The sequence below is a fragment of the Paenibacillus sp. FSL H8-0548 genome, assembly GCF_038630985.1.
Classification (GTDB): Bacteria; Bacillota; Bacilli; order Paenibacillales; family Paenibacillaceae; genus Pristimantibacillus.
Window position 1 is genome coordinate 2,955,536 of the sequence record NZ_CP152049.1, and the last position, 23,076, is coordinate 2,978,611.

Consider the following 23,076-nt stretch of genomic DNA (forward strand, 5'->3'; position numbering starts at 1 on the left):
AGCGTAAACCCGACTGAAAACAGAAGTTTAATGTGTTTTTTTTCGTAATAACTCATAAAGCCTGCTCACTTTCATTAAGCTTAAGGGAGCAGGCTTTTTACTGTGAAAAAAATTTTATTCGACTTCGTACTTCGACAGAGTTTTAAATGGCGTAGGGCTATACTTAATAAGTACTATTTCATTGACAGCGGAGGGTTGCTCATGATTAATTCGAATCTGAAAAAAAGAGTTATCTGGTTCATTAATAGCGAGATTGATCGAGTGCTTATGAACCTGAAGACCGGGGCTGTGAATAAAGAAAATGCCCTTGGAAGCTTTAATACCTTATATCAGATCGCCTCATCGACGAAAGATGCGGACGCAATGGTCACTTTATGCGAGATTATTGAGAAAGTCAGGGCGTCTAATCATCGAACGGGTCTATTTCATTTTACGGAGTTGCGCAAGGAATCGTATTATTAATGATAGGTCAATTTCATAGTTGATTTCACTAGCATTGCATAAAAATCGTATAGTCTTGTCAAGCGCTTATCCAGGTTACAGTATTAGTAAAAGAAAGGAGACCTATGGTTAGTGAGAATTTTCAGAATATAAAATCATGACAGTTAGTGCCAAAAAGACAAGGGGTGCTGTGATTCAGACAATCCATTATCCACATAATGTTAGATATTTAAATTACCGGATCATATGCCAGTTCGTCCAAGTGATCTTCTTCACCATTCTCGAATTGCTGTAGCGTCTCCGCAAATATGCGCTCATGATCGTAGGTCCGTCGCCCCTTGGATGTTCGGGTGCGGTCCCCGTACCATTTTCGGATCATCGCTATCAAGGGCTCGTCCCAGCAACGTTGCATCAGTTTATAGATGATTAATAAGTTACCCTGGAACGCAATCTTTCGCTTAAGAAGCAGAAGCAGACAATACGTGATGAGTGCAATGCGGATTTGCGTATAGACTGCATTGGCGCTGATACCATAGAACCGCTTAATGTGCAGATGCTGCTTGACCCACTTGAAGAACAACTCGATGTGCCAGCGGCGACGGTAGAGCTCGCCAATCTCGATTGGCTCCATGGTCCTTTCATTCGTGATGATGGTAATGAGATTGCCCTTGCTATCATGTGTTTCGATTAACCGCAGCGTATGCTCCATTTGGTTTACACCAGGCTTGCCTAATCGCACGATGGCTTCTCTTAGAATGGGTCCCTCGGCATTCACAACCTTCTCTTCAAGGACCGTGACGACCGCATTAGCCTTCAAACGAGTGATGAATCGCGTACCATTTTCGCAATACTGGTCGAATAAGTCATAATCGAGATAAGCGCGGTCAAACAGATTCATCGCATCCGGTTCCTGCACGACAAGCTCGTTCATCTCTGTCTTGTCCGAGGCTTTTGCCGGTTTAAGGACGACTTTATCTGGACTTACCATCTGTTCGTGATAGACTACGCGGGTATGCATCTTGATGCCAGCTTTCGTGTTGCGAAATTCTGCCCACCGATGCTTCGTTAGACAGAGAGAGATCGTGGAAGAATCAATCAGATTCAACCGTCCAAGTGCTGCCGTTCCTTTCTGAAAGCCGTATTCCCTGTGAATCTGCTGAATGAGATGGCCAAGTGTCGCATCGAATAGACCTGGATCCAAGTCTCGCAATTTTCGGGAAAGCTGCGAAGCACTGATCGATTCCAATGCCAGTTCTCGTTGCAGCTCTTCACTCATGCGAACGTCCAAACTGATGTCAGCCAAACTCTTGACTTGGCACAACTGTGCAAAGATAAACAACTTACAGAATGTAACGGAATCCAGCTTCTTCGTGTACTTATCCAGTCCAAGTTTTGCAATCTGGTTCAATAAAAATTCTCGATCAAGAGGAATAAGGTATTCCTTAAAAGTGGATTTTGTAGTATCCTTGTCCATGCGATCTCCTTATGAGTAGGGATTTGGACAGGACTGTCTTCTTCCCTAATCATAAGGTTTTTTCTTTGGGTAAAGCCACCTTAATTATTACATATTTAGAACAATTTTCTCATATAGGCTTTTCGGTGATCGCACTTGACAAATCTGATTTTTGTTTATGCAATGCTAGTGAGTTGATTTCAAAGCAAAGAGCACTCTACCATACAGCGGATAATCCTTGGGATTTTCGCTGTCAGCAGAGAGCTCTTTTTTTGTGCAAATATAGGAAAGTATAACATTTCGCCATACTACTTCTATATTTCTGGGAATGAAACGCGCAGCGCCGCCAAAGGACGGTGACAGCCGTTTCACCTTGAGGTTATCTGTTGTTAATAGAGGGGACAACAAAGGGTTTATTTATTTGTTTCTTTTCTTTGTTGCTTTGGAGATATAAGATTTTTTGCTCTTGTGGTGTTTGTGAGAACAGTTAGAACGGTTATTCTGCTCTGAAGCCTGCTCTGAAGCAATTTCATTTTGGTGGCAATATTGATAAAGATGTCTTTCAACAGGTACGCAGTGATGACGAGTTACGACGTTTATTTGATGAACGACCTCTACGATTTGAGGATGGAAAACATCATTAGTAACAGTTACAGGCGGATCATATACTCTGACTGTTGGACAAAATGGTTTGCAAGACAATGTTGTCAGCTCCTTCCCTAGTAGTCTTCTATACAATATGAAACTCCCTAAGGATATGCTTGTGCTAGCGCCTTGCGAGACAAATGACAGACTCTTAGCCTATGAAATGTGAACATTAGGAGGAGTCCAAGGTCAAGTACCTAGAAGAATAGTGAGTCTGGCTAGAGGGTGTCTCAAGTGTTGTTCCCCAAAGAATTAGGTCTAAATTTTAGACCTAATTCTTCAAATAAGTACAAAAGAAGGGAATAAGTCTAAAAAATAGACCTATTTTCGTTCATATCCATCAAATGACCGTGTAGAACCCGTTTTATCAGAAATTAGATCTAAAAAATAGATCTATTTCTCCAAACTCATCGCATTTGTCAGAAATAAGTCTAAAAAATAGACCTATTTCTAAACGTCTCCATCAAAAGGGATTTCAAATGGTTCAGCGAGGCAGTTGAAATCAGAAAATCAGCCGATCAAGTATAGAAACCTTGATCGGCTGATTTTTTGAAAAATGAGGCAGTTCCTCATGTAATTTCACGTGTATTTAAGTTAAGAGATTCTATCAGCCTTGTTTCGTTTGCAGTCTGATCATGTTCCAAGATGCTTTTCCGAGTACAGCCTTCACAGCTCCGTTATCGGTTTTGGCATTGCCGCGGTTATGAGGCGTGACACGACTCGGGTTCGTTTTCGTATTCGTAGCTTTCAGGTCATCATTTTCCAAAACGACATGCTCGATTAGGCTAACGTCACCGAAGCTGCGGACGTCAACCTCAAGCTCAAGGCCTTCCGTCAAATGACGATTGACAGCGAAGATCGTTATTTCGCCTTTCTCTTCATTAAATACGCTGATTGCTTCAAGGTAAGGCACATCTGTAAAATCCTTGGAATCATATTTAGGCGATGAAGTAATCGGATGAAGCACGGTGCCTCTGCCATAAACGGACGCATGAAGATAAGGATAATAAGTTGTTTGGAGCCAGAGCGGACCGTCATTTTCTGTCATGATCGGTGCGATTACATTAATGAGCTGAGCAATACAAGCCATTTTTACACGGTCCGCATGCTTTAGTAATGTGATAATAAAGCAGCCGACAGCAAGTGCATCCTCTAGTGTATACACATCCTCGAATTCAGGCGGAGCGATCTGCCAGCGTTCATCAGCTCGGCTCGTACCGATGGAATTCCATACATTCCACTCGTCGAGTGACAGCATGAGCTTTTTCTTGCTCCGCTTTTTGGCCTTCACATAATCACAAATCGCGGTTACGCTATAGATGAATTGATCCATATCGAGTGATTTGGCTAGGAAATTGGACGAGTCCTTCTCGTTGTTATTGTAATAGGTATGCAGAGACAAAAAGTCGACTTGATCATAGGTTAAGTCAAGCACAGTAGCTTCCCAATCGGCGAAGGTACTCATTCCGCTTGATGAGCTGCCGCATGCAACCAGCTCAATGGAAGGGTCTACCCAGCGCATCGCTTTGGCTGTTTCATTCGCTAGTCTGCCATACTCTACAGCAGTTTTTGCGCCGATCTGCCAAGGACCGTCCATTTCATTACCGAGGCACCAGGTTTTGAATTTATGAGGCTCCTTGTAGCCGTGTGAAATTCGGAGATCGCTGTAATAGGAGCCAGAAGGATGATTGCAATATTCAACAAGATTTCGAGCCGCGTCTACACCGCGAGTGCCGAGATTGACTGCCATCATAACTTCAGTGCCAGCGAGCTTGGCCCAATCTGCAAATTCATTGGTGCCCATTTCATTGGTTTCAGTTGTCCACCATGCGAGCTCAAGCAGACGACGGCGCTCTGATTTCGGACCGACACCATCCTCCCAATTGTAGCCGGATACGAAGTTCCCCCCAGGATAACGAATGATGGGCACCTGCAGGGAACGGATAGCTTCCAGCGCATCCAGGCGGAAGCCGTTCTCGTCAGCGGTCTTATGGCCCGGCTCATAAATACCGCCATAAACGGCGCGGCCTAAGTGTTCAATAAAGGAGCCATAGAGTCTTGGGTCAACCTCAGAGACGGTAAAGTTTTTATCGATCAGCATTGTTGATTTCATAGACATAGAATTTATTCCTCCTAGTTGAATTAGTTAATGAACTAATTCATAATTGTTGATATCTTCTATAATATTTATCATAATACATATATACAATCAATACTGTGTTCTTGAATATACCTAGGATTAGCTAAATTACTAATTGTAAAAGCAGGTGTAGTACATGTATTTAACGACTGATTCACAATCACTTCGTGTATACGAAGCGTTAGCCAGCGAGGTGCGCTTGCAAATTATCGATTTATTATACGTGAAAGAGATGCATATTAAAGAGCTGGCGTCTTCTCTGTATTTGAGCAGCGCAATCGTCAGTACACATGTCAACAAGCTGCAGACGGCCGGGCTGGTCAGCTATCGAATGCGAAGAATCAACGGAGGCACCTATAAGTATTGCTCTTTATCTACGGAGTATCTCCAAATTCGATTGTCGAAATCCGAGCATGAGACTAGGAAATTTACAGAGGTATCCATTCCTGTCGGTCATTACACTGATTTTGAAGCAGCGCCAACCTGCGGGATCGCCACAACGACGAAAATGATCGGGTTTTATGATAATCCGACTTATTTTCTAGATCCAGAGCGTGTCCATGCAGGCATTTTATGGTTTGCTCGCGGTTTTCTTGAATACAAAATTCCGAATTATCTCTTCAAGGATCAACGGGTAACCGAAATTGAAATATCGTTGGAGATCGGCTCCGAGGCTCCGCATATTAATGAAAACTGGCCCTCGGATATAGAGTTTACGATTAACGACAAACTAATGGGCATTTGGACAAGCCCAGGTGATTTTGGAAGGCTTAGGGGGCGCTTGTCGCCTGAATGGTGGCATTCCGATGTCAATCAATATGGGCTGTTGAAGGTACTTCGCATTAATGAGAACGGGAGCTATGTGGATGGAGAGCGAATTTCGGAACTCACGATAAAGGATGTGCCTTGGGACAGCTCACAGTGGACATTCCGTATTAGTTCTGATGATATTTCACGCGGTAGAGGCGGATTGACGCTGTACGGAAAAGGCTTCGGAAACTATGACCAGGATATTGTCATTCGCAGCTATTATGAATAAAGGCGCCTGGATAGACTAGCAGGAGAAGATTAAGGCTGGAGGTTGAACCATGGGTATTGCTTGTCGTGTTCTTATCGTAGATGATGAATTATTAGTAAGACAGGGGATCAAGCATCTGTTGAATTGGGAGCATGAAGGCTTCCAAATCGTAGGAGAGGCTTCCAATGGGAAGGAGGCACTCGAGCAAATCGAGCGGCTGGCACCACATATTGTCATCACAGATATTGTGATGCCTGTTATGGGAGGAGAGGAGCTGACTCGCACGATAAAGACGCGTTTTCCGGAAATTGAGGTCATTATTTTAAGCAGCTTCGGCGAATTTGATTATGTGCGATCTACCTTTCAAAGCGGTGTTGCTGATTATATATTAAAGCCAAAGCTGGAAGCCTTTCAACTGCTCGGCATCGTGAAACGGACAGCTCGAAAAATTCCTTCTTTACAGCTAATGGAGGCCGATGAGGATGACGGCTTGTCCGTTAAACAGGTCCTAGATAAGCTCGTTTCGGGCTATGAGACAGATACGAATAATCCAGTAGTTGAAGAAGCTTTCCCTCATCCTAGCTTCCGATTGCTAGGAGTGGATACGAAACTGCTGATGAATAAGGGCAGAGATCGCCAAGCTGATTCCCAGTGGCTAGACAAAATAACAGAGGAGCTGGCAGCCGGCTTAACCGATTCCGTATATTACGAAATCCCTACGGAGCAGGGAATGGTAGTTGTGCTTGTTAATGTCGCAAATCAGGATGAGCAGAAGCTGACGAATATAGCCAGGAAGCTGGCAGCGGGAACGAGCGAGCAATTGCCGGAGCTAGGGTGGACGCTCGGAGAAGCCTTTACTGACCTAAGCCAGCTGGGTGTGTGCTACAAGGAAAGCTTCCTTAAGCTTAATGCCTATCGCTTCTTCCTCCCAGAAGCACAGCGATTGATTATGCATGAGGAGCTGCCGTTCATAACCGAAGAAGCTCGAAGCTTTAATATGAACGATTTTTCAGAGCTGATGAACCGCAGGCAATTTGATAAGGCATTTGGCGGACTGCTGGCCTATGTGCAGGCGTCTCATTACCAAACCGATGTATTTGAGTTCAAATCCTTTTTAGGCAATGTTATTTTTAATATTACGATTTTGCTAGGTCGCCTGGAATCGGATAATAAAATATTAGAAGAGGCCAAATATGCGTATTTCAAATCGATCGGTGAAACGACGCATGTAAGCCAAGCCATTTCGCAGCTCGAGAGCTTTATTGCAAAAGCAAACGAGGTTATTAGGGCAAGAGGAGCTGCAGGCAGCAATTCCAGTATGACGCAGCTGCTTCAATATATTCGAGATCATTATGCAGAGCCGCTTAGTCTAACAGAGCTAGCCAAGCATTTTCATTTTAATCCGTCTTATTTATCGAGTTATTTCACATCGCATAATAAGGAAGGCTTTAGTGAATATTTGAACAAGATCCGCGTGGAGAAGGCTGCTGAGCTTTTGCAGTATCATTCGGCGTCTATCTCTGAAATAAGCGGTATGGTCGGCTATTCGGACCACAGCTATTTCACGAAGGTGTTTAAGAAGCTGACGGGCCTATCGCCAAGCCACTATAGAAAACAATACATGGGCAAGAAGAGGGATTAGCAGATGAGAAGCTTTTTGGACAAACTTAAATTTCACGGCTTATTTATTAAAATGTTTATGGTCACGCTAGTTAGCATTGTAACCGTGTCACTCTTGACATCTATCGTTATGATTCAAATGTCGGAGCGGCTTTTCATGAATACATTCAGTATTACGAATTCCAAAATTATCAGTCAAATACAGACGAATTTCGAATCATTCAACTACTCAGTCGTAACTGCATCTAACAATGTGCTCCAAAATGGCGAGATCAAAGGCTTCTTGACTAAACCGGATATGGACTCGCTCTCCTCTTTGCAGAGCTATTACTTGGCTAGCCAGCAAATGAAGAAAATTCATTCGAATGTAGCCGCTTATCCGGTAACAATGACCATATCGGGAGTGAATAAGAAGACACACTCCACGGACAGCTCCTATTGGCCAAGCTCAACCGAGATGCTAAGAAATAGCATTTTGACAGTAAATACGCTTATTTATCCTAAAAAGCTTATTTATCAATTAGATACAGAAAATGTAGCTGGTTCATCACATGATGATCCGGCTATTGTTGCTTCCCGAGCTTTAATGGAGAGAACGAGTGCTAACCAATATGGGGTGCTTTATTTTGCGATCAAAGAGAGTGATTTTAAGCGCTTTTATGCAAGCTTCACAAGCAATGGCAATGATGTTGTTATTTTGGATCACTCGGGAGTCGTTGTCTCGAGCAATCGGCAGGACCTGATCGGGAACAAAGAGCTTGATTTGCTTGGTTATGCCAAAGATATTGAGGAACAGAAGCAGGACTATAAAGATGTTAATGTACTCGGAAACAGCAGTCTCGTTTTGTCCAAGTATTTGCCGGAATATAACTTTTACCTTGTGAATCTGATCAATAAGCAGGAAGTGCTTAGTGAAATGGTCGATTTTAAAATGGTTGCACTCATTAGTTTCGCTATCGTTATCGTAGCGCTATTTATTGTTTTCATTATTTCCAGAAGATTAACGAAATCATTAACGATGCTGGCCAAACAAATGTCAGGCATTACAGCGAATGCATTCGACAATTATATTGAGGTTTCCGGCAGCTTTGAGATTAAACAGCTCGGACATGCCTACAACTATATGCTCGATGAGCTGAACGATTATATTAAGAAGCTCATTCAGACGCAGAAGGATCAGCGAAACGCAGAGCTGTCGGCATTGCAAATGCAGATTAATCCACATTTTCTTTATAATACGCTGGCATCGATTAAAATTTTGGTGCAGCAAGGAAATAAGGAGAAGGCTGCAGCTACGATCAACTCTTTAATTTCATTGCTGCAAAATACGGTAAGCAACATTAGTGAGACGATCACCGTATCTCAAGAGCTCGTAAATTTGAAAAATTACGTCTATATCAATCATGTTCGTTATGGCGAGCAATTTGTCGTTAATTATTTTGTTGCAGACAACTGCTATGGCTATCATGTACCGAAACTTATTATTCAGCCGTTTATAGAAAATGCCTTCTTTCATGCTTTTCAAGAGCGGAAGGATGGGTATATTTATGTGCTTATTTCCAGTGAGGAAGATGCATTAGTATGTGAGGTTGTAGATAATGGCGTTGGAATGGCGGGGTATGACCAGCAAAATCCTGCTCACAGCTCGATTAGCTCGAGCCATTTTTTCTCAGGAATCGGTATTCGCAATGTTCATGATCGGATCAAACTGCTATATGGCGAGGAATATGGCGTTTCGATCGTAAGTGATATTGGAGAGGGAACTAGAGTGAAAATTAGACTGCCCCTCCATAAGTCCTAAAAAAAATACCAATAAACAAATTTATTGCTAATTACATAATAACGATTGGAAAGGTAACAATAGAATGACAAATCCGCACAAATATATTGCTAACGAGTCCCATTTCCGTATTGCTATAATGAAATTCGTTAGCCAACAAACGCTTTCAACAAGGCTATCAGTTATCGAAAAAGGGGCTGAATATTTTGAAAAAACTACTCGCAATTATGCTCGCCAGCTTTGTGCTTCTTACGGCATGCTCGAGCACTGGAAACAATGCCGCTAATAATGGCGGTACTGCAGCAGAAGGAACAAAAGAAATTACAGTATGGGCATGGGACAAGGTGTTTAACATCGGTGCTATGGAGCGTGCTAGTGAAGCTTATAAAGCAAAAAATCCCGATTCTGATCTAAAGATCAACATTATTGAAAATGCTCAAGCGGACATTATCCAAAAAATGAATGCGGGCTTGAATGCAGGTACAACAAAAAGCTTGCCAACGATCGTATTGATCGAGGATTACCGTGCACAAAGCTTCTTACAATCTTACCCGGATGCGTTTTTTGAACTAACCGATTTCATTAATCCAGGCGATTTCGCAGATTACAAAATCGGGCCAACAAGTGTAGACGGCAAGCAATACGGCGTACCATTTGATTCTGGTGCTGCTGGCTTGTATGTAAGAAGTGACTACTTAGAAGAAGCAGGCTATAAAGTTGCTGACCTGCAGGATATTGATTGGAAGAAATTTATTGAAATTGGTAAAGCAGTGAAAGCCAAAACAGGCAAATCTTTGCTGACGCAAGATCCTAATGATCTTGGTCTGATCCGAATGATGATTCAATCCGCTGGTTCTTGGTACCTGAAGGATGATGGCACAACGCCAAATCTTGTAGGCAACGAAGCGCTGAAGGAAGCATTTGAATCGTACAAAGAGCTTATGAGTGCAGATATTGTCAAAGTAACATCCGATTGGAGCCAGTTTGTGGGCGCATTTAATAGCGGAGAGGTTGCGACTGTTCCTACGGGCAACTGGATCACAGCTTCGATTAAAGCGGAAGCTTCACAAGCAGGCAAATGGGCGGTTGTACCATTCCCTAAACTTGGGAACAATGCGAACTCCGTGCATGCGTCTAACCTTGGAGGCAGCTCGTGGTATGTTATGAATGTTGACGGTAAAGAAGCCGCAGCAGAATTTTTGAAGCAAACCTTTGGTTCGGATGTTGAGCTTTATCAGAAGCTTGTGACAGAGATTGGTGCGATCAGTACTTTGAAAGCAGCAGCAACTGGCGAAGCGTACAAGCAAGCGGACGAGTTTTTTGGCGGCCAAAAAGTAATTGAAGACTTTGCGAAATGGACAGAGCAAATTCCGAATGTAAACTATGGCATGCATACGTATGCGCTTGAGGATATTCTTGTCGTAGAAATGCAAAATTACTTGGGTGGCAAAGATATTGATAAAGTATTAAGTGATGCGCAAGCACAAGCAGAAACACAAGTAAAATAAATAAAATCATACCGTAAGTCATAAAAATCTGAGGCTTCTCCTTCTCCTGATCAGCATGCCCAAGGCTCGGCTGAAGGGCTGGAGAAGTCGCAAGATTGTAAAGAAAGGGGTTAGGCTAACGTGAAAGCAGCGAAGCCTGGCGTGAATATTCGCACTAGAGCTAATTTTACTGGTTGGATGTTCATTATACTGGCAGTCGTAATGATTGCGGCGTTCTATTTTTATCCGATGATTCAGGCGCTACTTCTATCCTTCAAGTCTGGCAAGGGCATGAATTTGTCGTATGTTGGATTTGATAACTACGTTCGTTTGTTTAGTGATAAGACGTTTCTAACAGCAGTAAAAAATACGTTTATATACTTAATTATTCAAGTGCCGATTATGATTGTGCTGGCGATGTTTATCTCTGTTTTGTTGAACGACAGCAAATTGAAATTTAGAGGGCTTTTCCGTACGGCGATTTTCCTGCCGGCTGTTACCTCGCTCGTAGCTTATTCTATTATTTTCAAATACTTATTTGCTACAGATGGTCTGGTTAACAAGCTGTTAATGAATGTCCATTTGATCACTAATCCGATTCAATGGATTACAGACCCGTTTTGGGCAAAGATAACGATTATTATTGCAATCACATGGCGCTGGACAGGCTATAACATGATCTTTTACTTGTCTGCGCTTCAAAATATTGATCATTCGATCTACGAAGCGGCAAAAATTGACGGCGCATCGTCTACGAGACAATTTTTTGGTATTACCATACCGCTGCTTAAGCCGATTATTTTGTTTACATCGATCACTTCTACGATTGGCACATTGCAGCTATTTGATGAAGTTGTGAATATTACGAAGGGCGGACCGGGGAATGCATCCATGTCCATCTCTCAATATATTTACAATCTTTCGTTCAAATATACGTCCGATTTCGGCTATGCAGCTACAGTGTCGTATTCCATTGTAATTATGATTGTCATATTAGCGATTGTACAGTTTAAAGCGGCAGGTGATAAAAATGGATAAATTAAAACGGGCGTTCGTTTATATTTTTCTATCCGTTGCTGCGTTCATATCCATATTCCCTTTTCTATGGATGATTATCAGCGCTACCAATAAGTCAGCGGATGTGACCAAAGGGAGATTGCTTCCCGGAAGCCAGCTGATGGATAATATTAAAAACTTGTTTACGACGGTAGACATCGTTCCAGCGCTGATGAACTCGGCAAAAATTTCAGTGTCGACTACTGTGCTAGCTATGGTTATTGCATCGCTAGCAGGCTACGGCTTTGAAATTTATCGGAGCAAAGCAAAGGATGTTGTGTTTACGATATTGTTGTTATCCATGATGATTCCGTTCGCGGCGATCATGGTGCCTTTGTATCAAATGTTTGCAGGCGTATCAAGAGCTATACCGTTCATCGGTTTAGATACACTTTCGGGTGTCGTATTGCCTACCTTTACTACCGCGTTTCTTATTTTCTTCTTCCGTCAAAATACGAAGATGTTTCCGAGAGAGCTGCTCGAAGCGGGGCGTATCGATGGACTGAGTGAAATAAGTCTTTTCTTCCGGATATATATGCCTACGATGAAGACTACTTATGCTGCGGCTGGGATCATTACATTTATGTCGAGCTGGAATAACTATTTGTGGCCGCTTATCGTATTGCAATCGCCGGAGAAAAAGACGATTCCTATGTTGATTTCAAATTTAGGATCGAGCTATACACCGGATTATGGTATTATCATGACAGCGATTGTCATTTCGACGATACCTACTGCACTTGTGTTTTTCCTTATGCAGAAGCATTTTGTAGCAGGGATGACTGGTTCAGTAAAATAAGAAGAAAAAAGTCAGGTGGCTGTGCGCATGATGCGCAGCCACCTGACTTTTAAATAACTTTAAGGGGAAAATGCAATGATAGAAATGAAGCCTTCCATTAACTGGCTCACTGACGTGAGTGTATTTGCTGTGAACCGGCTGCCGGCTCACTCGGATCACAAATATTACGAATCAATCGAAGAAGCGATGGCAGAAGCGCCCATGGCACTACGTCATTCCTTGAATGGCAGCTGGAAATTCAGCTATTCCGTGAAGCCTGCTGATCGTCCGCAGCATTTTTACGAAATAGAGCATCCAACGAATGGCTGGGAAAATATTGAGGTGCCTGGACATATTCAGCTGCAGGGCTACGGCAAGCCTCAGTATGTGAATACGATGTACCCATGGGATGGTCATAACGATATCCGTCCGCCTGCGATTCCTGAGGATCATAATCCAGTAGGGAGTTATGTGAAGTATTTTAATTTGCCTTCCATCATGCAGAACAAGCCTGTGTATGTTTCGTTTCAGGGAGTGGAATCAGCCTTCTATTTGTGGTTGAACGGCAAATTTGTAGGGTATAGCGAAGACAGCTTCACGCCTTCGGAATTTGACCTCACGCCGTATTTGGTCGAAGGGGAAAATAAGCTTGCAGTCGAGGTCTATCAACGGAGCACGGGCAGCTGGCTGGAGGATCAGGATTTCTGGCGCTTCTCGGGTATTTTCCGCGATGTATATTTATATACCGTTCCTAGCATTCATGTACGTGATCTATTCGTGCATGCTGATTTGGATTCATCTTATACAATAGGCAGTTTGGCTGTGGATCTTAAGCTTTCAGGGGTACAGAAATCTGTCATTAAGCTCGAATTGAAGGATGCAGATGGCGCAGCTGTAGCTTCTGCAGAGTCACAGGCAGATGCCGGTGATCATAAATTGTCGCTTTCACTAGAAGCAGGCAAGGTAACGGCTTGGAGCGCAGAAAAGCCTTATTTGTATATGCTTTATATTACGGTATACGATCAAGAGGGGGCACTTATTGAGGTAATACCTCAACGAGTGGGCTTCCGTAAATTTGAAATGATCAATAAAGTGATGCATATTAATGGAAAACGAATCGTATTCAAGGGTGTCAACCGCCATGAATTCAACAGCCGCAGAGGGCGGGCAATTACGAAGGAAGATATGCTTTGGGATATCGCAGCGCTTAAACGCAATAATTTGAATGCTGTACGTACCTCTCACTATCCGAATCAATCACTGTGGTATGAGCTGTGCGACATTTACGGCGTATATGTCATTGACGAGATGAACCTCGAAACTCATGGCTCATGGCAGAAGATGGGCGCTGTAGAGCCTTCATGGAATATACCTGAAAACAAGCCGGAATGGCAGCCGATCGTGATGGACCGAGCAATCTCGATGGTAGAGCGGGATAAAAACCATCCTTCTATATTAATATGGTCGGTTGGCAATGAAGCGTATGCTGGAGAGGTTCTGTTGAACGTGTCGAACTATTTCCGGGAAACAGATCCTAGCAGACTCGTTCATTATGAAGGTGTTTTCCATAATCGCAATTATAATGATACGAGTGATATGGAGAGCCGCATGTATGCGAAGCCAGCTGATATTGAAGAGTATTTGAATGATCATCCGCAGAAGCCTTATATTAGCTGCGAATATATGCATGCTATGGGCAACTCCGTGGGCGGTATGCACAAGTACACGGAGCTTGAGCAGAAGTATGCGATGTACCAAGGCGGCTTCATCTGGGATTATATCGATCAAGTCATTGTGAAGAAGGATCGTTATGGCAAAGAGTTTCTAGCTTACGGCGGTGATTTCGACGACCGTGCTACGGATTATAATTTCTGTACGAACGGTATTGTATATGCTGACCGCAAGGAGTCTCCGAAGATGCAGGAGGTTAAATTTCTGTATCAGAACATTAAGCTTCTACCTGATCGTCAAGGTGTAAAGGTCATTAATGAAAATCTATTTGAAGGAACAGAAGCTTATGATTTGGTCGTTAGACTTCATCACGAAGGCCGCGAAATATTCGAGAGCCGGCTGAACATTGATGTTGCTGCGCAAAGCGAATCTTATGTACCGCTGGAGCTGCCGGCTATAGCTGAGTCTGGCGAATATGCTTTGCATGTATCGCTGAACTTGAAGGAGCGTACGTTATGGGCGGATGCCGGACATGAAATCTCGTTCGGACAGCATGTGTTTGTAATCGCAGAGACAGCTGCTTCCGTGAATCCAGTAGGCGGGCTTAGAGTGGTCGAGGGCGATGTGAATATTGGCGTGCATGGCGGCGATTTCAGCATTATGTTCTCGAAGCAGGCGGGGACGCTGACTTCTTTGAATTATTCGGGCAAAGAAATGATTGCCATTCCTCCAGCACCGTTATTTTGGCGGGCGACAACGGATAATGATAAAGGCTTCTCGCTAGGATTTGATTCTGCGGCTTGGTTCGCTGCGAGTCTGACTCGCAAATGCATTAGTGTTGAGCTGAAGGAGCAGGAAGAAAGTGCCACCGTCACGTTCCGTTACAAGCTAAGCATTAGCGCGGATGTTGTTGTGACCGTTGCCTATACGGTATTTGCAGATGGCAGCTTGAACGTTAAATCGCGCTACGAGGGAGCTGAAGGGCTGCCGAAGCTGCCGATATTCGCACTATCCTTCAAGGTTCCGGCTGATTACTGCCATTTGGACTGGTATGCGATGGGGCCGGAGGAGAATTATATCGACCGTGCCTTCGGGGCTCGATTAGGCGTATTTAAAAATGATGCCGCTGATAATGTATCTGGTTATGTGGTACCTCAGGAATCGGGGAACCGTACAGGAGTTCGCCGTGTCAGCATTAGCAATGATTATGGACAAGGTATTCGGATTACTGCGCCAGCCGCGCAGCCTGTAGAATGCAATATTTCACCGTATACCGCATTTGAGCTGGAAAGCGCAAATCATCATTATGAGCTGCCAAATGTGCACTATACGGTGGTCACCGTAGCGGGCAAGCAAATGGGTGTCGGCGGTGACGACAGCTGGGGGGCGCCAGTGCATGACGAGTATTTGATTAAGGCGAATCAAGAGCTGACGTTTGAATTTAATATTTATCGATTGTAATATGGAAGATAAGAAAAAGCAGGGGCTTGCCCCTGCTTTTCTGCATGTCCATTAATGAGTTTTGTTCAGCTGCGCAAGCTGTTGATCCACGATTTGATCGTCATCTCTAATAATGCCTGCTCCTGCAATTACAATATAAAAGATGCCAACAAGGAATAACGCACTCAAGATTACAATGTAAGTCATTGCTTCAGCCTCCTTTCCAGAGGTTCAAAATTGCTTCAAAGCATCCGAAAAGGCAAGGATTCCTCTGCGTATATCCTCAAGCTTAGGCTTGGCATAGCTGAATCTTATATAACCAGGCTCTGAGCCATATACGCTTCCGGGTACGAACACAACGCCTCTCTTTATAGCTTCCTCCAGCAATTTTCCATCATCAATGGTTTGATTGATTTTGCACCATAAATTCAAGCCGCCAAGTGGAGGGACAAAGCTAACCTTATCCTCCAGCACCTCCTGCAAGGTTTGCACCATCATTTGCTGCTTCTGAAACAAGGCTTGACGCAGGCTCGTAATATGCTGGTCAAAGTGCTCAGAGGCGAGCAGCCGCTGCGCAGCCCATTGCGACAAAATGCTCAATCCAAAATCCATTTGCTGCCTAGCATCGGTTAAGCGTTCAATTACAGTTTGCGGGGCGACCATCCAACCGATTCTGAGTCCGGAAGCCGCTACCTTCGACAACGATCCGATATAAAGCACAGTTCCGTCCGTATCCATCGATTTGAGAGGAGGCGGTACGTTTCCGTCAAAGGTCGTTAAGCTGAAAGGATCATCCTCAACGATAGGAATGCGCAGATCTGCGGCAATTCGAAGCAGCTTTATTCTTTTCGCTTCGCTAAGGCTGGTTCCGGTCGGGTTTTGATAATTGGGATTTAAGAAAACCATTCGAATACGATGCTTGCGATACAAATTCATAATATCATCCGGCTCAATGCCATCCTCATGAACGGGCAGGCGATAAATCCGCAAGCCTGCAGATTGAAACATAGGCAAGGAATAGCTGTAGGATGGATCTTCAATGGCAACAGCATCTCCTGGCGAGAGCAAGCATTGCGTAATTAAATATAAGGACTGCTGCGAGCCCGAGGTGATGAGCATGGATGACTTAGTCGTATTGATGCTGTTATATTTTTGTAAGACATCGACGAGTGATTCTCTTAATGGATGATAGCCCTGCGGATCATCGTAGCCCAGATGCTCATGAAACGGCTGCTCTCGAAGAATGCTGCTCACCATTTCGTTTGGAAATAAATCGGACGAGAGCTCGCCGCTTGCCATATTAATAATGGAGGGATCGTTCTGCGTTGCTTCTCTAATGCGCCTCGTGAGTCGATGATTAGGTAGAAATGTGCCACCCTCTGTATATTGACGCCAATTGGGAGTATTTGATGGAGAGATGCCCCATTTGGTTAGGCTGATGCGTGTTCCGCTGCCAATGACGCTCTCCACTAAACCGGAGGCACGCAGCTCGTCATAGGCTTGAATGACTGTGCTTCGATTAACGCCGAGCTGATCTGCTAATTTCCGCTCAGACGGAAGAAGACTGCCTGGCGGCAGCTCCGCATAGGTGATGGCATGTTCAATATGATCGACAATTTGCTGATACAAGGGTGTTTGAGCTGAACGATCTGGTTTCCACATGGCATACCTGCACCTTCTGCGTTTGATGAATACTGTAATTGTACGTCTATTAACCGTACCGTACTAAGACTATTATGTAAAGATCCAATTGGAAGTATAAATACCCCTCCAATTAGGGGAATGGGACACTAGATTAAAGCATCAGTAGGATGTTAACATGAGGATAGCTGTCCATGATATGATAAGAAAATAAGGCATGAACAGAATGAAGGGAGATCGTTCTATGATGTACGAGCATTTGGTATCATTTAAGTTTAAAGAAGAACTGTCCGCAAGCAAAGAACAAGAGCTGCTGAATGCATTATATGCGCTGCCATCTGCCATTTCAGGCATTGTGGAGCTAACCGCTGGCTGCAATGAAACGACCGAAACAGACAATATCCAAGGCTACACGTTGGGGCTGCGAGTAACATTCACGGACAAGCAGTCGCTGCTTGACTACGGTCCGCATCCGGCACATCAGAACTTTGTGAGCATGCTGGATGGTCTGATCGAAAACGTTATTGTCATAGACTATCCCATTTCAGGCAAGGTGAACTAATGGCAGAAAAAGATGAATTGGTGCGGTTTGGAGTATCCTTCCCAGCACCGTTAATCGATCAGTTTGATCGGTATATTGATGATCAGGGCTATACGAATCGATCAGAAGCAATCCGTGATTTGGCAAGACGAGCCTTGCTTGAGCCCGCTCGAATGAATGGGAATGAATATGTTGCTGGAACGATTGTGCTTGTTTACGATCACCACGTAAGCGATCTTCCCATTGTGTTGATGGAGGTACAGCATCGCTTTCATCATGATATTATTTCTAATATGCATGTCCATCTGAATCACGATCAGTGCTTAGAAGTCATCGTCGTTAGAGGAGAGCTTACAAGGCTTCGCTCGCTGCATCAGCAGATCCAGACGCAGAAGGGTGTTATATACGCTGAGTTATCGGTGACCTATGCAGACAAGCATGATTCAGATCAGAAGCAGAAGCATAATCACAACCACGATCACAATCATGACCATGACCATAATTAAGCGTTGGAAATTTCGGTTATAAGCATTGGATTGTTTTTCCGAAAAAAAAACGGCAGCCTGGGACAATATAATAAAGTCCTAGACTGCCATTGTTTGTTTCAGAAGCTCTTCTGAAACAGCTGTTTATAAATCAAGCTTCAGTGAAATACATACTTTAAATAAGTCGCCATCAGCTTCAATATCAAGACTGCCATCATGAAGATCCACGATAGATTTCGCAATAGCCAGCCCGAGGCCAGAGCCTTCGGTTTGACGTGACGTATCTCCACGTTTGAAACGTTCAAATAACTCATCCATATTTTCGCTAAGCTCATATTTAGAGACATTTTTGAACGTAAGAATCGCCTGATTGTCGAACGTTCCTACTGTTATATACACTCGCGAGTTTTCTAGTGAATATTTAAGGATATTTCCAATTAAGTTTTCAAAGACTCGCCATAGCTTTTTTCCATCGACAAGAGCGTAAACGGGCATTTTGCTGTATGTAATCCGGAATTGCAGACTGGATTCATTGATCGTGTTGTCATATTCCGCAAGTGCCTGTTGCAAAAGCTGGACGAGATCGACTCTTTCCGTTGTCAATTCAATATTTCCACTGACCATTTTCGAAACTTCAAATAGATCATCAATGATTACCTTTAACCGCTTTGATTTTTTATCGATTATTTCTAGATAGGCTATTCTGTCTTCACTTGACACATCTTCTGATTTTAACAGCTCCGTATAAGTAATGATGGAGGTTAGCGGTGTCCGCAGATCATGACTTACATTTGTGATTAGTTCTGTTTTAAGCCGTTCACTCTTTGCTTGCTCGTTCTGAGACGTTTTTACTCCTAGCTTTAACACGTTGATATTTTCAGCGAGCGTTGCCAGAACGGATTTGCCTGACACCGGGAGATCCTGCCCTAGAATTCCAACAGCTAATTCATTCGTTTTTATTACGATCCCGTTAAAATATCCGATGCGATTGATCAAGATCATTACAATTGGAAGCCCTATAAAAGCAAGAAGTATGATATAAACAAGAATGAAAAATGGATGTACGATCATCATGATCGAGGTTAGACCTAAACTAAATACAGCAAACAAAATAATGAACAACTGCATACCCGTGCTCTTATTCAAAAAAGCATCTCTCAGGCTGTGCTTTGTTTTATTGTAGAATGCCTTCATGCTCTGTATTACCCTATTAAGGAGCGCATGATCCCATTCTTTTTTTATGTTTTGCCAATCCTGTAATTGTGAAGCAAGGAACCTTCCTTGGATAAGTGTGAGACACCAAATAACTGATGCCATCATGATACTGAACAAGATATCCCGGCCGTAAACAAATGGATTTTCAATTTCACTAAAGATTTGGTCATTAATAGAAAATAGAAAGATCACGGCGCTAAATCCGCTTATGATGATTAAAAGAGCTCGTAAGTCAATGGGAAGCTTGTTATAATACGGCATCCATTTTTCAATTCCGGCAGAAATAGCTCTCGCTTTTTTAAAGAGAAAGAAACACAGAATAAGAGCGACAATGCTTGCCAAGGTATACACAAAGGAGATGATTTTTTTCTGCTTGTAGCGTTCGAAAGCAATCATAACTGGATTCGATGATGCTAGGGATTGAGTTATGGCGAGCTGTCCTTCAAATGGAATAAATGAATCTGCCAATTCTTCATGTCCTGGGATGCCATGGTACATGGAAAATACTTTTGGTATAGAATAATTTGTAATAAATAACAGATTGCTTGGGAACATATTGTTCGTTACGGATTCATTTTCTACGTTGCTTAGATTGGTATAGACTTTACCGGTAACGCTGTTTTTAAAATAGTATTGGAATGCTTCTTTGTATTTCAAATAATCCGAACGATAATTTTCTCTCTCCCTATAGTAGTTGTTCATGGTCTGTTCTTTTTCATGGATCACCTTTGCTGTGACATACTCATCACTTGTGAACACACTGGTAATATCGTCTATATTTTTGTCTCTTTCCGCAAGATAGATATCTGCTGCCTCTTGGTTACCAGATGCCAAAGCATCCTGAATAAGGGCTTCGAACTCATTTCTCAAATGATTGATTTGATCATTCAGATAACCATACCTGTCACGGTACTCCGTAATATCAGCTTCAGTAACCTTTATCGATTTTTTCGCTTCCTCGAGATTGACGCTGTTTAACTCGAACATACTCAGATAGCCTGCGAATTGATCAAGCTCGAATCGGAATTCCGGTGTATGGAAGTAGTCCTGCTGAGTGTAGCTGTTGCCGAAAGAGAAAAAGGATAAGAGTCCGCTGAGGCCAATCGTAAACATAAAGGCCCACGCACCCATGACGATTCTATTTTTCCATTTTGTATCCAATTCCCCATACCACCTTTAAGTATTTTGGATTTTTCGGATCAATTTCGATTTTCTCACGAATTTTTCTGACGTGGACGGCTACCGTATTTTCTGCGTTATAGCAAGGCTCCTTCCATACCCGTTCATAGATTTCGTTGATCGAGAACACCCGGCCGGCGTGAGTCATAAGAAATTCAACAATTTTATATTCAATAGGTGTAAGCTTGACGGGGTCTCCGTGAACCGTTACTTCTTTTGCTGCTTTGTCCAGCGTAAGTCCATTTAAATCAATTATTTTTTTAATGCCTTCATATGTACCAAAAGTAACATATCTTCTCAACTGGGATTTCACGCGGGCAACGAGCTCCATTGGATTAAATGGTTTGGTGACATAGTCATCCGCTCCCATATGGAGGCCTAATATTTTATCAGCATCCTCACTTTTAGCACTCAAAATAATGATAGGAATATTTTTCTTCTCGCGAATTTTATACGTAGCAGAAATTCCGTCCAGCTTTGGCATCATAATATCTAGTATAATGAGATGGATTTGCTGTTCATTTATAATTTCTAAAGCTTCAATCCCATCCTTTGCTTTTAACACAGTAATGCCTTCATTTTTTAAGTAAATTTCTATAGCGTCCCGTATTTCCTTTTCGTCATCAACAACCAGCACAAAAAAATGATCCATTTCTCAACCTACTCTCCAGCATTCTTCTTTCATTATCTTAATAGTAAACGGAAAATCTTAACAACCATTTAGGATAATTATGAAGAACTTCTTAATATTTTTTAGATTTGACTCCGAAAAAGCCAAATAGTTGACTGCTATAGATTAGAAAACTGAAAAAAGTGATGAAAATCTAAAATTTTCGTGTTACAATATTCCATATTCGTGTTACAAACTTCGGGGTGAAATGAGGAAAGAATCGTGAGGAAAATGTATTTAAGCTTTCTCTACACAGGAATTATCCTGTTAATTGTTTCTGGCTGCAGTGTAGGCAAGCCTGAGAACAAATCTGCTAAATCCAATGAACTTGTGGTTGCTATAGGCTCGGAGCCGGATACAGGCTTCGATCCAACGAAGGGCTGGGGACGCTATGGCTCTCCGCTGTTCCAAAGTACGCTTCTAAAGCGTGATGATGATTTGAAAATTGTGAACGATCTAGCGACGTCTTACGAGGTGAGTGAAGATGGCAAGCTTTGGACCGTTCAACTGCGGGATGATGTGACGTTCTCTGATGGGGAGCCGCTTACCGCTGAGGATGTGAAGTTCACTTTCGATACGGCGGCGAATAACGGGGCGTCTATTGATTTGACCAATTTGGCAAGCGTTGAGGCCGGTCAGCATGAGGTTGTTTTTCAGCTGAAAAAGCCGCAATCTACCTTTGTTTATTATTTAATTACGACGGGCATTGTACCTAAGCATGCATATAGCAGCACTTATGCCGAAAAGCCTGTTGGATCAGGTCCATTTGAGTTTGTACAATGGGACCGCGGCCAACAGCTGATCGTAAAAACAAATGAAAATTATTATGGAAAGAAGCCATCCTTTCATAAGCTGACCTTCTTATTTCTAAATGAGGATGGCGCATTCGCAGCAGCCAAAGCAGGCAGCGTCGATGTGGCATACATACCTTCTGCTTTTAGTAAGCAAGAGGTTGCAGGCATGAAGCTTGAAGCCGTGAAAACAGTCGATAACCGTGGAATTGCCTTCCCATATGTCAAGTCTGGAGGCAAGACGGCGGAAGGGTATCCGATTGGCAACGATGTTACCGCAGATGTGGCTATACGTAAGGCAATCAATACGGTTATTAATCGTCAGCAGCTGGTCGATGGTATTCTAGAGGGCTACGGCTCACCGGCGTATACTGCAAATGACGGGCTGCCTTGGTGGAATAAAGAGACAGTTATTAAAGATAATGATGCTGAAGCAGCTGCAAAAATATTAGCAGATAGCGGTTGGGTGGACAGCGATAAGGATGGTATTGTTGAAAAAGGTGCTTTAAAAGCTCAGTTCTCACTTATCTATCCGTCCAGTGACGTTACCCGTCAATCGCTTGCTTTGGCTGCTGCAGATATGGTGAAGGCCGTTGGCATTGACATTCAAGTGGAAGGCAAGAGCTGGGATGAGATAGAGAAGCTTATGCATTCGAATGCGATTATGCTTGGCTGGGGCAGTCATGATCCACTTGAAATGTTCAATTTATACAGCAGTGATTTTGGCGGTGTCGATTACTACAACACGGGCTATTACAGCAATCCAGTTGTTGATCAGCTATTTGAGCAAGCATTGGGCGCCCAGACGGAAGAGGAATCGCTGGACTATTGGAAAAAAGCGCAATGGGACGGACAGACAGGGCTCAGCGCTCTAGGAGATGCGCCGTGGGCATGGCTTGTCAATATCGATCATCTCTTCTTAGTAAGGGATGGCCTCGACATTGGAAAGCAGCGCATTCAGCCGCATGGCCATGGCTGGCCGGTGACGGACAATATCGAGAACTGGAGCTGGAAAGAGTAGTAAG

17 protein-coding genes are annotated in these 23,076 nt (G+C 43.2%); 11 read left to right on the forward strand and 6 right to left on the reverse strand.

The window, feature by feature from the left end:
- Positions 1-201: 201 nt before the first annotated feature.
- Positions 202-462, forward strand: a complete 261-nt coding sequence (locus tag MHI37_RS12150; RefSeq protein WP_076338814.1) for a hypothetical protein — start codon at positions 202-204, stop codon at positions 460-462.
- 208 nt (positions 463-670) lie between these two features.
- Here MHI37_RS12150 and MHI37_RS12155 read toward each other — a convergent pair whose 3' ends face one another.
- Together MHI37_RS12155 and MHI37_RS12160 are read right to left on the reverse strand one after the other, a co-directional pair.
- A complete protein-coding gene (locus MHI37_RS12155) occupies positions 671-1,915 on the reverse strand; it encodes an IS4 family transposase (RefSeq protein ID WP_076340182.1) in 1,245 nt (414 codons plus the stop codon).
- A 1,231-nt stretch (positions 1,916-3,146) separates the two neighbouring features.
- On the reverse strand, positions 3,147-4,658 hold the full coding sequence (locus MHI37_RS12160; protein ID WP_076335841.1) for an alpha-N-arabinofuranosidase: 1,512 nt from the start codon (positions 4,656-4,658) through the stop codon (positions 3,147-3,149).
- A gap of 157 nt (positions 4,659-4,815) precedes the next feature.
- Between MHI37_RS12160 and MHI37_RS12165 the strand changes: the two genes are divergently transcribed.
- The 7 genes from MHI37_RS12165 (at position 4,816) to MHI37_RS12195 (ending at position 15,550) form a co-directional block, all read left to right on the forward strand.
- Positions 4,816-5,718, forward strand: a complete 903-nt coding sequence (locus tag MHI37_RS12165) for an ArsR family transcriptional regulator (RefSeq protein WP_076335840.1) — start codon at positions 4,816-4,818, stop codon at positions 5,716-5,718.
- Positions 5,719-5,767: 49 nt separating this feature from the next.
- Positions 5,768-7,339, forward strand: coding sequence for a response regulator transcription factor (locus tag MHI37_RS12170; RefSeq protein WP_076335839.1), 1,572 nt, complete (start codon positions 5,768-5,770; stop codon positions 7,337-7,339).
- A gap of 3 nt (positions 7,340-7,342) precedes the next feature.
- Complete coding sequence (locus MHI37_RS12175) at positions 7,343-9,118, forward strand: sensor histidine kinase (RefSeq protein ID WP_076335838.1); 1,776 nt, start codon at positions 7,343-7,345, stop codon at positions 9,116-9,118.
- 185 nt (positions 9,119-9,303) lie between these two features.
- Positions 9,304-10,605, forward strand: coding sequence for an ABC transporter substrate-binding protein (locus MHI37_RS12180; protein ID WP_076335837.1), 1,302 nt, complete (start codon positions 9,304-9,306; stop codon positions 10,603-10,605).
- 177 nt (positions 10,606-10,782) lie between these two features.
- Positions 10,783-11,622, forward strand: coding sequence for a sugar ABC transporter permease (locus MHI37_RS12185; RefSeq protein WP_083676137.1), 840 nt, complete (start codon positions 10,783-10,785; stop codon positions 11,620-11,622).
- Complete coding sequence (locus tag MHI37_RS12190; protein ID WP_076335835.1) at positions 11,615-12,439, forward strand: carbohydrate ABC transporter permease; 825 nt, start codon at positions 11,615-11,617, stop codon at positions 12,437-12,439. The genes MHI37_RS12185 and MHI37_RS12190 overlap by 8 nt, the downstream gene beginning before the upstream one ends.
- Before the next feature lie 75 nt (positions 12,440-12,514).
- Positions 12,515-15,550 (forward strand): glycoside hydrolase family 2 TIM barrel-domain containing protein, encoded by a 3,036-nt coding sequence (locus MHI37_RS12195; protein WP_076335834.1) that lies wholly within the window; start codon positions 12,515-12,517, stop codon positions 15,548-15,550.
- 51 nt (positions 15,551-15,601) lie between these two features.
- On the opposite strand, the gene MHI37_RS12200 is transcribed toward MHI37_RS12195, so the two are convergent.
- Both MHI37_RS12200 and MHI37_RS12205 read right to left on the reverse strand, forming a co-directional pair.
- Complete coding sequence (locus tag MHI37_RS12200; RefSeq protein ID WP_256710205.1) at positions 15,602-15,736, reverse strand: hypothetical protein; 135 nt, start codon at positions 15,734-15,736, stop codon at positions 15,602-15,604.
- Between the two features lie 24 nt (positions 15,737-15,760).
- Positions 15,761-17,191: a PLP-dependent aminotransferase family protein gene (locus MHI37_RS12205; RefSeq protein WP_076335833.1), complete on the reverse strand. Its 1,431-nt coding sequence runs from the start codon at positions 17,189-17,191 to the stop codon at positions 15,761-15,763.
- 196 nt (positions 17,192-17,387) lie between these two features.
- Between MHI37_RS12205 and MHI37_RS12210 the strand changes: the two genes are divergently transcribed.
- Together MHI37_RS12210 and nikR are read left to right on the forward strand one after the other, a co-directional pair.
- Positions 17,388-17,732 (forward strand): Dabb family protein, encoded by a 345-nt coding sequence (locus MHI37_RS12210; protein WP_256710203.1) that lies wholly within the window; start codon positions 17,388-17,390, stop codon positions 17,730-17,732.
- Positions 17,732-18,217 (forward strand): nickel-responsive transcriptional regulator NikR, encoded by a 486-nt coding sequence (nikR, locus tag MHI37_RS12215; protein WP_076335832.1) that lies wholly within the window; start codon positions 17,732-17,734, stop codon positions 18,215-18,217. Before MHI37_RS12210 ends, nikR begins: the two co-directional genes overlap by 1 nt.
- Before the next feature lie 123 nt (positions 18,218-18,340).
- On the opposite strand, the gene MHI37_RS12220 is transcribed toward nikR, so the two are convergent.
- Complete coding sequence (locus tag MHI37_RS12220; RefSeq protein ID WP_076335831.1) at positions 18,341-20,572, reverse strand: HAMP domain-containing sensor histidine kinase; 2,232 nt, start codon at positions 20,570-20,572, stop codon at positions 18,341-18,343.
- Complete coding sequence (locus MHI37_RS12225; RefSeq protein WP_076335830.1) at positions 20,550-21,242, reverse strand: response regulator transcription factor; 693 nt, start codon at positions 21,240-21,242, stop codon at positions 20,550-20,552. Before MHI37_RS12225 ends, MHI37_RS12220 begins: the two co-directional genes overlap by 23 nt.
- A gap of 249 nt (positions 21,243-21,491) precedes the next feature.
- Here MHI37_RS12225 and MHI37_RS12230 point away from each other — a divergent pair, with 249 nt between their 5' ends.
- Positions 21,492-23,072, forward strand: a complete 1,581-nt coding sequence (locus MHI37_RS12230; protein ID WP_076335856.1) for an ABC transporter substrate-binding protein — start codon at positions 21,492-21,494, stop codon at positions 23,070-23,072.
- Positions 23,073-23,076: the final 4 nt, after the last annotated feature.

Excerpts from the sequence above, each read along its gene's own strand:
- MHI37_RS12150 (WP_076338814.1), top strand. The coding sequence starts at position 202 with ATGATTAATTCGAATCTGAAAAAAAGAGTTATCTGGTTCATTAATAGC.
- MHI37_RS12155 (WP_076340182.1), bottom strand. The coding sequence starts at position 1,915 with ATGGACAAGGATACTACAAAATCCACTTTTAAGGAATACCTTATTCCT.
- MHI37_RS12160 (WP_076335841.1), bottom strand. The coding sequence starts at position 4,658 with ATGTCTATGAAATCAACAATGCTGATCGATAAAAACTTTACCGTCTCT.
- MHI37_RS12165 (WP_076335840.1), top strand. The coding sequence starts at position 4,816 with ATGTATTTAACGACTGATTCACAATCACTTCGTGTATACGAAGCGTTA.
- MHI37_RS12170 (WP_076335839.1), top strand. The coding sequence starts at position 5,768 with ATGGGTATTGCTTGTCGTGTTCTTATCGTAGATGATGAATTATTAGTA.
- MHI37_RS12175 (WP_076335838.1), top strand. The coding sequence starts at position 7,343 with ATGAGAAGCTTTTTGGACAAACTTAAATTTCACGGCTTATTTATTAAA.
- MHI37_RS12185 (WP_083676137.1), top strand. The coding sequence starts at position 10,783 with ATGTTCATTATACTGGCAGTCGTAATGATTGCGGCGTTCTATTTTTAT.
- MHI37_RS12190 (WP_076335835.1), top strand. The coding sequence starts at position 11,615 with ATGGATAAATTAAAACGGGCGTTCGTTTATATTTTTCTATCCGTTGCT.
- MHI37_RS12195 (WP_076335834.1), top strand. The coding sequence starts at position 12,515 with ATGATAGAAATGAAGCCTTCCATTAACTGGCTCACTGACGTGAGTGTA.
- MHI37_RS12200 (WP_256710205.1), bottom strand. The coding sequence starts at position 15,736 with ATGACTTACATTGTAATCTTGAGTGCGTTATTCCTTGTTGGCATCTTT.
- MHI37_RS12205 (WP_076335833.1), bottom strand. The coding sequence starts at position 17,191 with ATGTGGAAACCAGATCGTTCAGCTCAAACACCCTTGTATCAGCAAATT.
- MHI37_RS12210 (WP_256710203.1), top strand. The coding sequence starts at position 17,388 with ATGAACAGAATGAAGGGAGATCGTTCTATGATGTACGAGCATTTGGTA.
- nikR (WP_076335832.1), top strand. The coding sequence starts at position 17,732 with ATGGCAGAAAAAGATGAATTGGTGCGGTTTGGAGTATCCTTCCCAGCA.
- MHI37_RS12225 (WP_076335830.1), bottom strand. The coding sequence starts at position 21,242 with ATGGATCATTTTTTTGTGCTGGTTGTTGATGACGAAAAGGAAATACGG.
- MHI37_RS12230 (WP_076335856.1), top strand. The coding sequence starts at position 21,492 with ATGTATTTAAGCTTTCTCTACACAGGAATTATCCTGTTAATTGTTTCT.